The following is a 12,284-nucleotide window of genomic DNA, read 5'->3' on the forward strand; positions in this document are numbered from 1 at the left end:
ACGAACCGGCCGAAAGTACGGTCACGCCGGCGCTGTGCTATCCACGTGTCATGGCCGACGACCAGCACGTATCCCCGGCGGGTGCCGACATCCGCGACCACCGACTGATCTACGGCTGCATGGGACTGGGCGGCGGGTGGGACGACGAACCGTACGGCGCGCCGGAGATCGCGGCGGCCGAGGCGGCGGTCGAGGCCGCGCTGGAGATCGGCGTCACCGCGTTCGACCACGCCGACATCTACCGCAACGGCAAGTCGGAGGCGGTCTTCGGCGAGGTCCTCGCCCGCGCGCCGGAGCTGCGCTCGCGGGTGGTGCTGCAGAGCAAGTGCGGCATCCACCTGGCCGGCGACGACGGGCCGGGCCGTTACGACCTGCGCGGCGAGCACATCGTGCGCAGCGTCGAGCGGAGCCTGACCCGGCTGCGCACCGACGTGCTCGACGTCCTGCTGCTGCACCGGCCGGACCCGCTCACCGACCCGGACGAGGTGGCCGAGGCGCTGGCCTCGCTGCACCGGCAGGGCCTGGTGCGGCAGTTCGGCGTGTCGAACATGGCGGCGGCGCAGATCGCCCACCTCCAGGCGTCGCTCGACGTGCCGCTGGTGGTCAACCAGTTGGAGATCAGCCTGGCCCGGCGCGACTGGGTCGAGGCCGGCGTGCTGGTCAACACCGCCGAGTCCACGCAGGCCGGGTTCCCGCTCGGCACGCTGGAGCACTGCCGGGCACACCGGATCGGCGTCCAGTCCTGGAGCCCGCTGGCGCGCGGGCGCTTCACCGGCGGCGCGCAGACGCCTGCCGACCGGGAGACGACCGAGCGGGTCGCCGCCCTCGCCGCCGCCAAGGGGACGACGCCGGAGGCGATCGTGCTGTGGTGGATCCAGCGGCACCCGGCGCGGGTGGCGCCGGTGATCGGCACCGCCAACCCCGATCGCATCCGCTCCTGCGGGGACGCGGTCCGGCGCGGGCCGGAGCTGACCCGCGAGGAGTGGTACGACCTGTGGGTGGTCGCCCGGGGCGCCCCGCTGCCGTGACGTTCCCGGGGGCGGCCGGTCGGGTCGCCCCCGGGAACGCGCCGGTCAGGCCAGCGTGCAGGCCGCGCCGTTGAGCGTGAACGACGTGGGCCTGGCCGTGTTGCCGGTGTGGGTGGCCGCGGTGTCGGGCAGGATGGCGCGGTGACCCCACCCGAAGCGGTGCTGGCCGACCTGCGTACCGCCTGGGCGGACGCGCTGCCCGGCCGGCTGATCGGCCTCTACGCGCACGGCTCGCTCGTGGCCGGCGACTTCGCACCCGAACGCAGCGACCTCGACCTGCTCGCGGTGCTCGACCGTGATCCCGACGAGGAACTCCTCGACGTGCTCGCCGGGCTACACGCCGGCCTGGACCGGCGGCATCCGAGGTGGGCGGGCCGGATCGAGGTGGAGTACGTCTCGTCGTCGGCGGTCCGGGACGCCGCCGCCGGCCCCCCGGTTCGCGAACACGCCATCGCCCGGGTCAGCCCCGGCGAACTGCTGCACCTGCTGCCCGCCACCAGCCACCGCGTCGTCACCTGGTCGTCGGTGCGCGACCACGGCCGTACGCTGCTCGGTCCGGCGCCCGACGCGCTGTTGCCGGCGATCGACCCCGCTCTCGTGCGCGCGGCCCTGCTGGACCACGTCCGGGACTGGCCGGAGTGGGTGACCGGGATGACCACCCCGGGGGCCCGGTCCTACGCGGTGCTCACCCTGTGCCGGGCCTACCAGCGTCTCCGGTGCGGCCGGCAACTGTCCAAGCGGCGGGCGGCCGCACCGACCGCCGCCGCGTTCCCACACCGCGCGGACCTCATCGCCTGGGCCCGCGACTGGTGGTACGACTCGGGCCGGGACGACGACCTCGGCCCGGCCGGCGACGTGCCGGCGTTCGTGCGCGAGGTGAGCGCTGCCGTCCTCGCCGCCGAGGCGGACGCGCGCGGCCACGACCGCTGATCGGCGGCGTCGGGCGCGGGCGCTACGCCTGACCCGCGCCGAGCGCGGCGGCCCTCAAAGTGACGGGTCGACGCCACGCACCGGGCCCGAAAAAGATTCCGAAAATTTCGGTGATCGAGCCCTCTCGCTGATCTGCGACGGATGGACCGACAAGGCGACCACCGAGTGTCGAAGCGCTTCGCATGGTACTTGAGCAGCAGGTATGTGGTTTCGGCGGCAGGGTCGGGTCGTCACCGGTTTCCATGATGTTTCCGGAAGTTGTTGACACGGTGAATGGATGCCTCCAATACTGGCCATCGATTCACCTCTATGACAGTCGGCCGCGCGCCAGCCACCACAGGGAGGAAACCCGCCCATGAACGACGCCCCCGTCCGCTCGGGCAGCCGCAGGCGCGGACGCCTCAGGATGCTCCTCGGCGGCGCCTGCGCGGTGGCGCTCGCCGCCGCCGGCACGACCGCGGTCCTGTCGAGTCCGGCCTACGCCGACACGACCGTCACGTCGAACCAGACCGGCACCAACAACGGCTACTTCTTCTCCTTCTGGAAGGACAGTGGCAACGTCTCCATGACCATGGGGAACGGCGGTCAGTACAGCACCCAGTGGAGCGGCATCAACAACTTCGTGGCCGGCAAGGGCTGGAACCCCGGCACCGCGCGTAACGTCACGTACTCCGGTAGTTTCAACCCGTCCGGCAACGCCTACCTCACGTTGTACGGGTGGACCCACAACCCGCTCGTCGAGTACTACATCGTCGACAGCTGGGGCAGTTGGCGCCCGCCGGGCAGCGGCTACATGGGCTCGGTCAGCTCCGACGGCGGCACGTACGACATCTACCGCACCCAGCGGGTCAACGCGCCGTCGATCGAGGGCGACAACAAGACCTTCTACCAGTACTGGAGCGTCCGGCAGTCGAAGCGGGTCGGCGGCACCATCTCCGCCGGCAACCACTTCAGCGCCTGGTCCCGGCTCGGCATGAACCTCGGCAACCACGACTACCAGATCCTGGCCACCGAGGGCTACCAGAGCAGCGGAAACTCCAACATCACGGTGGGCGGCTCCGGCGGCTCCGACCCGACCACCCCGCCGCCCAACAACGGTGGCGGCTGCACGGTGAGCGTCAGTCGGGCCGAGGAGTGGGGTGACCGCTTCAACACGACGTTCTCGGTCAGCGGCAGCAGCAACTGGACGGTCCGGATCCAGACCCAGGGTGGGCAGAGCCTGCAGAACAGCTGGAACGCGTCGGTCAGCGGCACCAGCGGCACGCTCACCGCGCGTCCCAACGGCAACGGCAACAACTTCGGCATCACGCTCTACAAGAACGGCAACAACACCACGCCGACGGCGACCTGTTCGACCAGCTGAGCTGGGCTTCTCCCCGGGTGGGGGCACCGCGGTCGCGGTGCCCCCACCCGCGCGTGTGCCGGCCGACACACCGGAACAGAAACTTGATTCATTCCAGAAGACTGGACTAGGGTCGGGGCATGACGTCCGACTTCGAGACCCAGTTGCGGGCGGTCTCGTTGCGCGTGACCCGGCCCCGCCTGGCGGTGCTCGCCGCCCTGCGGGACCACCCGCACGTCGACACCGACACCGTGATCGCGCTGGTCCGCGCGGACCAGCCGACGGTCTCCCACCAGGCGGTCTACGACGTGCTCCGGGCGCTCACCGACGCCGGCCTGGTGCGCCGCATCCAGCCGGCCGGCGCCGTCGCCCGCTACGAGTCGCGGGTGGGGGACAACCACCACCACATCGTCTGCCGCTCGTGCGGCGCGATCGCCGACGTGGAGTGCGCCGTCGGTCACGCCCCCTGCCTCACCGCCTCCGACGACCACGGCTACGTGGTCGACGAGGCGGAGGTCGTCTACTGGGGCACCTGCCCCGACTGCGCGACCGACCGCACCGCCCACTGATCCGCCAGTTCGGCCAGTGATCCGCCAGTTCGGAAGGAAACAGATGAGCGACACCCAGGACAACGGGCCCGTCAGCGCCCAGGGCGTGGACGCCAAGGAGGCGGCCGGCTGCCCGGTCGCACACGACTCCGTGACCGCGCAGGGCAGCGAGAGCGAGAACCCGGCGATCGACTCGCCGACCCCGAAGACCGGTGGCCGTCCGCGCACCAACCGCGACTGGTGGCCCAACCAGCTCGACCTGTCGGTGCTGCACGCCCACTCGTCCAAGGGCAACCCGCTGGGGGCCGACTTCAGCTACGCCCGGGAGTTCGCCAAGCTCGACGTCGAGGCCCTCAAGCGCGACATCACCGAGGTGCTGACCACCTCGCAGGAGTGGTGGCCGGCCGACTTCGGCCACTACGGCGGCCTGATGATCCGGATGAGCTGGCACGCCGCCGGCACCTACCGGATCGAGGACGGCCGTGGCGGCGCCGGCGACGGCGGCCAGCGCTTCGCCCCGCTGAACAGCTGGCCGGACAACGCCAACCTGGACAAGGCCCGGCGGCTGCTCTGGCCGGTCAAGCAGAAGTACGGCCAGAAGATCTCCTGGGCCGACCTGCTGGTGTTGGCCGGCAACGTCGCGCTCGAGTCGATGGGCTTCAAGACCTTCGGCTTCGGCTTCGGCCGCGAGGACGTCTGGGAGCCCGAGGAGATCTTCTGGGGTCCGGAGGACACCTGGCTCGGCGACGAACGCTACGCCTCCGAGAAGGAGATGGCGGCCGGGGTCGGCGCGACCGAGATGGGCCTCATCTACGTCAACCCGGAGGGCCCGCGCGGCAACGCCGACCCGCTGGCGGCGGCGCACTTCATCCGGGAGACGTTCCGCCGGATGGCGATGAACGACGAGGAGACCGTCGCCCTCATCGCCGGGGGTCACACGTTCGGCAAGACCCACGGCGCGGGCGTCGCCGACGACCACGTCGGCCCGGAGCCCGAGGGCGCCCCGCTGGAGGCGCAGGGCCTCGGCTGGCTGAGCACGCACGGCAGCGGCAAGGGCGGCGACACGATCACCAGCGGTCTCGAGGTGACGTGGACCGACCGGCCGACCGAGTGGAGCAACCGGTTCTTCGAGATCCTCTTCGGCTACGAGTGGGAGCTGACCACCAGCCCGGGTGGGGCCAAGCAGTGGGTGGCCAAGGACGCCGAGGCGATCATCCCGGACGCCCACGACCCGTCGAAGAAGCACCGGCCGACGATGCTGACGACCGACCTGTCGTTGCGCGTCGACCCGGCGTACGAGAAGATCTCGCGCCGCTTCCTGGAGCACCCGGACGAGTTCGCGCTGGCGTTCGCCAAGGCGTGGTACAAGCTACTGCACCGTGACATGGGTCCGGTCAGCCGCTTCCTCGGCCCGTGGGTCCCGGAGGCCCAGCTGTGGCAGGACCCGGTGCCGGCCGCCGACCAGCGGTTGGTCGGTGACGCGGACGTCGCCGCGCTCAAGGCCAAGGTGCTCGACTCCGGCGTCACCACCGCTCAGCTCGTCTCCACCGCCTGGGCCTCCGCCGCGAGCTACCGCTCCACGGACAAGCGCGGTGGCGCCAACGGCGCGCGGATCCGGCTGGAGCCGCAGCGCAACTGGGCGGTCAACCAGCCCGAGCAGTTCGCCGGCGTGCTGGCCACCCTGGAGGGCATCCAGCAGGAGTTCAACGCCGCCGGCGGCGCCCAGATCTCGCTCGCCGACCTGATCGTGCTGGCCGGTTCGGCCGCGGTCGAGAAGGCGGCGCGCGACGCCGGCGTCGAGGTGACCGTGCCGTTCCGGGCGGGCCGCACCGACGCCACCCAGGAGCAGACCGACGTCGAGTCGTTCCGGGTGATGGAGCCGCGCGCCGACGGGTTCCGCAACTACCTGCGGCCGGGCGAGAAGACCGAGCCGGAGGTGCTGCTCGTCGACCGCGCCTACATGCTCGGCCTCACCGCGCCGGAGATGACCGTCCTGGTCGGCGGTCTGCGGGCCCTCGGCAACAACGTCGGCGGCACGTCGCACGGCGTGCTCACCGACCGACCGGGCGTGCTGACCAACGACTTCTTCGCCAACCTGCTCTCCCCGGGCACCCGGTGGAAGGCGTCGGAGTCCGACGAGCACGTCTACGAGATCCGCGACCTGGCCACCGACCAGGTGAAGTGGACCGCCACCGCGGTCGACCTCATCTTCGGCTCGAACTCGCAGCTGCGGGCGCTCGCCGAGGTCTACGCCAGTGCGGACGCGCGGGAGAAGTTCGTGACCGACTTCGTCGCCGCGTGGACCAAGGTGATGGAGCTGGACCGCTTCGACCTGGTCTGATCCGCCGTCTCACCGACGAGCCCCGGTCGATCCGTCACGGATCGGCCGGGGCTCAGTCGTGCAGGGTGCGGCTCGGCGGCACGCCGAAGACGGACCGGTAGTGGGCGGTGAACCGGCTGTGGTTGAGAAAGCCCCACCGGCCGGCGATGCGGCTGACCGTCTCGTTCCGTGGGTCCGACCGCCGGAGGTCCTCATGCGCCCGCGCCAGCCGGATCCGTCGCAGGTGGGCCATGGGTGTGGTGTCCAGGTGCCGCCGGAACGCCAGTTGCAGCGAGCGGACGGACACCGCGGCGGCCGCCGCCACGTCCGCCGGGTTGATGTCCTGGCCCGCGTGCTCCTCCATGAACGAGATCGCCCGGCGTACCGCCGGCGTCACCGCGTCCCGCCGGTCCTGCCAGGTCGGTTCGGTCAGCGCGGTGTTGGGGAAGACGGCGAGGGCGGCCGCGGCGAGCGTGCGCGCCGCCGCGCCGAGGACCAGCGGCTGCCGGCTCGCCTCCGGATTGGTCAGCACGGCGAGGCGGACGTAGTGGGCGGTCGCCCGCCAGTGGTCGGCGAGCGCCGGGGACGCGGGCACCAGGCCGGTGAACCGGACCGGCACGGGCCGCCGCCCGGGGGCCGGGTTCGCGACCTGGGCGCACAGTCGCGGGTCGAGCTGGACCACGAGCAGCTCGCCGGGTCGCCAGCGGATCCGGTACGGGCTTCCCGGCCGGGCGCTCAGGAACACGTCGCCGGGTCGGAACCAGCCCTCCTCGCCGTCACACGTGCGGCTCACCGAGCTGGTCGTGGTCTCGCAGACGACCACGGAGTCCATTCCTTCGACGGTGACCCGCAGATCGGCGGACTGTGTGGTGCGGTCGACGCGGACCGGGCCGGCGTGCAGGCGGCGGTGGCTGAGCCGGTATTCGTGACCGCCGCTGTCGATGGACATTCCCCGGATTCCGTACGCCTCGGTGAGGTACTGGTGGATGAGGTCGGGCTGCCGGCTGTCGAAATCCTGGCTGACGGTCGGTGCGAGTGTCACGTCGTCCCCTGCGAAATTGGGAACTTACTTTCCGGAGTTCACGAGCGTCTTGGTCGTCCGATCCTCTCGATGGTATTTCCTTGGCAGGAATTGCGCTCATCGCTGATCCCGCTCATGGGACTTGCGCCCAGCGGCCAGGTATCGCGATCTCCGTTCGTTCTGCGACGTAGTCCTGGACTCGATGGATCGGGAAGGGTCGTTGTCGGGGACCGTCGCGCCGGGGGGCGGTGTGCGGACAAGGGGGCGCGCGGGTGGACGTGACCGAGGCACGACGGCTGGCCTGGGTGGTGGCGGCCGAGACGATGCGCCGCCTCGACGGCGACTCCGGTGGGGGAGGCCGCTTCGACGGACACGAGGCGGCCCTCGGGGTGGCCCTGCGGGAGACGTTGCACGAGGCCCTGCTCGGTCGGCGCACCAGCGTGGACGGCCGGCCGCTCGGTCAGCTCTGCGGCCGGCTGGAGTGGACGGTCGACGAGTTCGACGCGCTCGGGCACCACCTGCTCACGGTGGTGCTCGCCCACCGGCTCGGGCCGGAGGCGCTGGTCCGCGTCGGCGCGATGCTGACCCGCGCGCGCCTGTGCCTGGCCCAGCCGCCCTCCGCCGCGCGCCCGATCCGCCATGACAGGTACGTCCGCAACGACGCGTCGCACCGCTACCCGATCCCGCCGGCGCACCTGCCGCTCCCGCCGCGCTGGCGGTGCAGCGGCTGTGCCGCCGAGTGGCCCTGCCCCACCAAGCAGAGTCAGCTCCTGGTCGAGTTCGGCGGCACCACGGCCGGGCTCGCCGTCTATCTCGGCACCTGTCTGGTCGCCGCCACCCAGGACCTGCCGGGCATGACCGTGCCGCAGGCCCGGGCGCGTTTCCTGGGCTGGTTGCCCCGGCGGCGGTACTGAGCCGCCCAGGCCCGGCCTGCCGGTGCGACGCGCGGGTCCGGCACGAGCAGGGCGAACAGCGCGGCGGCCATGCCGGCAGCCTAGGCGGTACGGCCCGGAGCGGTAGCTACCCAAAGTAGGGGTGCGTGCGGATCCTCCCCGGTCGTCCGGCCGCCGACGATCCTCGACCGGTCCGGCTCACGACGGGAGGCTCCCATGACGACACACGAGTCGACGATCGCCGGCGCGCTGCGGCGTGCGGCCGGGACCCGGGGTCGTCGGGTCCTGCTGGTGGTGACGGCCGGGGCGGGGGTGCTCGCGGCCGTGGCGCTGCTGGCCGGGCTTCCGCCCGCCGAGCGCACCGTCGTCGCGTTCGGTGAGCCGGTGCACGCGTTCGTCTCGGTGCCGCTGCCGTTCGTCGGCGTGCTGCTCGCCCACGATCTCCGCCGGGCGCCCGACGCCCGGGTGCTGCCCACGCTCGTCGCGGCTACGCTGATCGCGGTGGTCGCGGGGCTCGTCGGCGACGCGATCTGTGTCGTCGCGACGGCCGTGTCCGGGTCCACCGCGCCCGATCCCTGGTCGACGGTCGGCGGAATCGCCGTGGCGGGGGTGCTGGTGCAGGTGCTCGCGCAACTCGTCGGCACCGGGTTGGGACTGCTGGTGGCCCGGCCGGCGTGGGGCTGCCCGGCCACGGTCGTGCTGCCGCTCGGGGCGTACGCGTCGCTCACGCCGTGGGGGACGGCCCGCGACTGGCTCACCCCGTCCGGCGCGCTGCGGGGGGTCCTCGGCGAGGAACCGGGGTGGGCGCGGTGGGTGACCGCGGCGCTGCTCTGGAGCGTCGCCCTCAACGCGGTGGGGCCCACTCGCCGGGAGAGCTGTCCCCCGCTGCGTCAGCCGTCCTGAGTGGATTACCGCTGATCAGTAGCCGTTGGGCGGCACGACTGTTGCACGCCGGTTTCGAAAACCTTGCCGCAAGGTCTTGCAAAGACTTTCATGGATCGCGCATGGTGTTCGCTACCCGGACAGCCGTCCATCCCCGCGCACCCTTTCGAGCACCGGAAGAGGTCCCCCTGCCATGGAATCCGCCAGGCCACACCCCCGACGGCGGGCCGGCCGACTGCTGCTCGCCGCCGCGCTCGTCGCGACCGGCGGCACGGCCGTCGTCACCGTCGCCACCAGCACCGCCACCCCCGCCCGCGCCGCCGTCGCCCTCAACGACAGCGAGGTGACCGCCAACCTCTGGGAATGGAACTGGCCCTCGGTCGCCGCCGCCTGCACCGACCATCTCGGGCCCGCCGGCTACGGTGCGGTGCAGGTGGCCCCGCCGCAGGAGTCGGTCAGCCTGCCCAACAGCCCGGACGGCGTGCACCCCTGGTTCGAGGTCTACCAGCCGGTGTCGTACCGGCTGGACAGCCGGTTCGGCAACCGGCAGCAGTTCGCCGCCATGGTCACCGCCTGCCACGCCGCGGGCGTGCGGGTCTACGTCGACGCGGTGGTCAACCACATGGCCGGCACCAACAACCCGGCCGGCACCCGCGGCTACGCCGGCACCGAGTTCTCCGGCTACAGCTATCCGGCGGTGCCGTACGGCAGCGGGGACTTCCACCGCCCCGGCGACAACTGCCCGACCGGCGGCGGCATCACCGACTGGAACAACGAGGCCCAGGTGACCAGCTGCGAGCTGCTGTCCCTGTCGGACCTCTACACCGAGAAGGAGACGGTCCGCGACAAGATCGCCGGTTACCTGAACGACCTGATCGGCCTCGGCATCGACGGCTTCCGGGTGGACGCGGTCAAGCACATCCGCAAGGACGACTTCGCGGCGATCATCGGCAGGTTGGACAACACCGTCGCCGAGGGCCGGCGCCCCTACGTGGCGCAGGAGATCTTCGACGGCGCCAGCAACCCGGCGCTCCAGGCCCGGGCGTTCACCGGCAACGGCGACGTGCTCGACTTCGGCTACGCCAAGGGCATCCGCTCGGCGTTCCTCGGCTCCATCGCCACGCTGGCCAACGTGCCGAACTGGAACCTCGACGCGCCGAGCGCCAACGTCTTCGCCATGGTCACCAACCACGACCTGGAACGCGACGGCGTGGTGCTGTCATACCAGAACGGCAGCGACTACGTGCTCGCCAACTACTTCGCGCTGGCGTACCCGCACGGCAAGCCGTCGGTCTACGACAGCTTCACCTGGTCGAACCGCAACCAGTCCCCGCCCAGCGACGGCGCCGGGCGCGTCACCGACACGGTCTGCGGCGCGGCCTGGAACTGCCTGAGCCGCAGCGTCGGCATCAAGGGGATGGTCGGCTGGGCCAACACCGCCCGGTCGGTGAAGGCGGTCTCGGACTTCACCGCGGTGAACAGCAACGTGATCGGCTTCCACCGGGGCGACCGGGCCTGGATCGGCATCAACGACTCCGGGTCCGCCACCACGGCGACGTTCGCCACCGGACTGGCCGACGGCCGCTACTGCGACGTCATCTCCGGAGTCGCCACCGCCGCCGGCTGCACCGGCGGCACGGTCACCATCGCCGGCGGCCGGGCCACCGTCACCCTCCCGGCCAACGGCGCCGTCGCGGTGCACGTCAACGCCCGCGCCGGCGCGAACCCCTCGCCGACGGCGTCCCCGACGCCCGCGCCGACCGCGTCCCCGACCACCAACCCCACCGACCGGATCGCCACCACGTTCACCGTGAGCGCCACCCCGGCCGCCGGCCAGGACGTGTACGTCGTCGGCGGCGTCCCCGAGCTGGGCTCGTGGGTGCCGGCCAACGGCGTCAAGCTCACCGCCCAGGGCGGCGGCGCCTACCGCGCCACCGTCGACCTGCCCCGCTCCACGGCGGTCGAGTACAAGTTCGTCAAGGTGACCGCGGCCGGCGCGGTCACCTGGGAGTCCGGCGCGAACCGGAGCCTCACCACGCCGGCCGCCGGCACGTACGCGGTGACCGAGACGTTCCGCGGCGACACCGTCTCGACGGCGGTGGCCACCTCGTTCGCGGTCACCGCGACCACCTCCTACGGCCAGAACGTGTTCGTGGTCGGCAACGTCGCGGCGCTGGGCGGGTGGAACCCGGCCAACGCGGTGGCGCTCTCCGCGGCCACCTACCCGGTGTGGCGGGCCACGGTCGACCTGCCGCCGAACACCGCGGTCGAGTACAAGTACGTGAGGAAGAACCCGGACGGCTCGGTGACCTGGGAGTCCGGCGCGAACCGGACCTTCACCACCCCGGCCGGCGGCACCCGCGCCACCGCCGACACCTGGCGCTGACCGGGCCCGGCGCGGCCCGTCCCCGCAGGAGGGGGACGGGCCGCGCCCACCGGTCAGGCCGGCGAGAACGACCAGACCTGGGCCGAGTTGTCGAACCCGGTGCAGTGATAGATCTGGACGGTCGCGCCGTCGCTGGACGAGCCGGCGCGCACGTCCATGCACCGGCCGCCTACCTGGGACTTGATCTGGTGCACCCCGGTGAACGAGTTGGGGCCCACCGTCCACCTCATGCTCTTCGTGCCGGTGCAGGCCCACTGCTGAAGCGGCGTGCCGTCCCGGTCGACCCCGTCGTGGACGTCCAGGCACTTGCCGCTGCCGTAGTTGACGATGCCGTAGTACGCCGCCCTGCGGCTGTTCGAGGCGGCCGGCGCCCAGGGGTGGGCACGACGCTGCCGGGCCGAGATCGACGCCACCGGGCGGCGGGCCCCGGCCCCCGACGACCGGGGCGTCGACCGGTTGACCAGTCAGGAGCGGCAGATCGCCCTGCACGTCGCGGAGGGGTTGACGAACCGGGAGACCGCCACCCGGCTCTTCCTGTCGCCCAAGACGGTGGAATACCACCTCGGCAACGTCTACCGGAAGTTGCAGCTCCGCTCGCGACCGGAGCTGATCCGCCACCTGTCCCGCCGGCCGGCGTCCGACCCGGGCTGACGGTCGCGCCGGGTCGGGGCGACCGCGACCAGCGCGGCGGCCAGGCACGCCACGGCGGCGGCAGCGAGCGGTGGCCGGCCGCCGGCCTGCACGGCCACCGAACCGAGCGGGACGGCCAGCGTGATCGGCCCGAACATCGCCGTGTTCGCGGTGCAGATGCTCGCCGCACCCGGCCAGCGCCAGCGCGACCACCACCGCCACGCCCATCGCCCGGCGCCGGCCCGACCGCGCCCGCCGCTCGGTCATCAGGTCGCCGTCCACTCGCGACACCGTACCGCCGCGA

At 72.2% G+C, this 12,284-nt stretch carries 11 protein-coding genes; 9 read left to right on the forward strand and 2 right to left on the reverse strand.

Annotated elements, in window-relative coordinates; translation table 11 throughout:
- Positions 1 to 50 precede the first annotated feature (50 nt).
- The 5 genes from O7618_RS07015 to katG all read left to right on the forward strand — a co-directional run bounded on the left by O7618_RS07015 (position 51) and on the right by katG (position 6,189).
- Positions 51 to 1,028, forward strand: a complete 978-nt coding sequence (locus tag O7618_RS07015) for an aldo/keto reductase (RefSeq protein ID WP_278105158.1) — start codon at positions 51 to 53, stop codon at positions 1,026 to 1,028.
- A 141-nt stretch (positions 1,029 to 1,169) separates the two neighbouring features.
- The gene (locus O7618_RS07020; protein ID WP_278105159.1) at positions 1,170 to 1,958 is read left to right on the forward strand and encodes a nucleotidyltransferase domain-containing protein; all 789 of its coding nucleotides are present in this window, start codon (positions 1,170 to 1,172) and stop codon (positions 1,956 to 1,958) included.
- Positions 1,959 to 2,313: 355 nt separating this feature from the next.
- Positions 2,314 to 3,321 (forward strand): glycoside hydrolase family 11 protein, encoded by a 1,008-nt coding sequence (locus O7618_RS07025; RefSeq protein WP_278105160.1) that lies wholly within the window; start codon positions 2,314 to 2,316, stop codon positions 3,319 to 3,321.
- Positions 3,322 to 3,440: 119 nt separating this feature from the next.
- Positions 3,441 to 3,869 (forward strand): Fur family transcriptional regulator, encoded by a 429-nt coding sequence (locus O7618_RS07030; RefSeq protein ID WP_278105161.1) that lies wholly within the window; start codon positions 3,441 to 3,443, stop codon positions 3,867 to 3,869.
- 43 nt (positions 3,870 to 3,912) lie between these two features.
- Entirely contained in the window at positions 3,913 to 6,189 is a 2,277-nt protein-coding gene (gene katG, locus O7618_RS07035) for a catalase/peroxidase HPI (RefSeq protein WP_278105162.1), read from the forward strand.
- Positions 6,190 to 6,241: 52 nt separating this feature from the next.
- Here katG and O7618_RS07040 read toward each other — a convergent pair whose 3' ends face one another.
- Positions 6,242 to 7,210: an AraC family transcriptional regulator gene (locus O7618_RS07040; RefSeq protein WP_278105163.1), complete on the reverse strand. Its 969-nt coding sequence runs from the start codon at positions 7,208 to 7,210 to the stop codon at positions 6,242 to 6,244.
- Between the two features lie 251 nt (positions 7,211 to 7,461).
- Here O7618_RS07040 and O7618_RS07045 point away from each other — a divergent pair, with 251 nt between their 5' ends.
- The 3 genes from O7618_RS07045 to O7618_RS07055 all read left to right on the forward strand — a co-directional run bounded on the left by O7618_RS07045 (position 7,462) and on the right by O7618_RS07055 (position 11,350).
- A complete protein-coding gene (locus tag O7618_RS07045; protein WP_278105164.1) occupies positions 7,462 to 8,103 on the forward strand; it encodes a hypothetical protein in 642 nt (213 codons plus the stop codon).
- A gap of 195 nt (positions 8,104 to 8,298) precedes the next feature.
- Positions 8,299 to 8,985, forward strand: coding sequence for a hypothetical protein (locus O7618_RS07050; protein WP_278105165.1), 687 nt, complete (start codon positions 8,299 to 8,301; stop codon positions 8,983 to 8,985).
- 172 nt (positions 8,986 to 9,157) lie between these two features.
- Complete coding sequence (locus O7618_RS07055) at positions 9,158 to 11,350, forward strand: carbohydrate-binding module family 20 domain-containing protein (protein ID WP_278105166.1); 2,193 nt, start codon at positions 9,158 to 9,160, stop codon at positions 11,348 to 11,350.
- A 53-nt stretch (positions 11,351 to 11,403) separates the two neighbouring features.
- On the opposite strand, the gene O7618_RS07060 is transcribed toward O7618_RS07055, so the two are convergent.
- Complete coding sequence (locus O7618_RS07060) at positions 11,404 to 11,763, reverse strand: RICIN domain-containing protein (RefSeq protein WP_278105167.1); 360 nt, start codon at positions 11,761 to 11,763, stop codon at positions 11,404 to 11,406.
- A gap of 43 nt (positions 11,764 to 11,806) precedes the next feature.
- On the opposite strand from O7618_RS07060, the gene O7618_RS07065 reads away from it, so the two are divergent.
- The gene (locus O7618_RS07065) at positions 11,807 to 12,001 is read left to right on the forward strand and encodes a helix-turn-helix transcriptional regulator (protein WP_278105168.1); all 195 of its coding nucleotides are present in this window, start codon (positions 11,807 to 11,809) and stop codon (positions 11,999 to 12,001) included.
- Positions 12,002 to 12,284: the final 283 nt, after the last annotated feature.

This window comes from Micromonospora sp. WMMD980, assembly GCF_029626035.1.
Lineage (GTDB): Bacteria > Actinomycetota > Actinomycetes > Mycobacteriales > Micromonosporaceae > Micromonospora.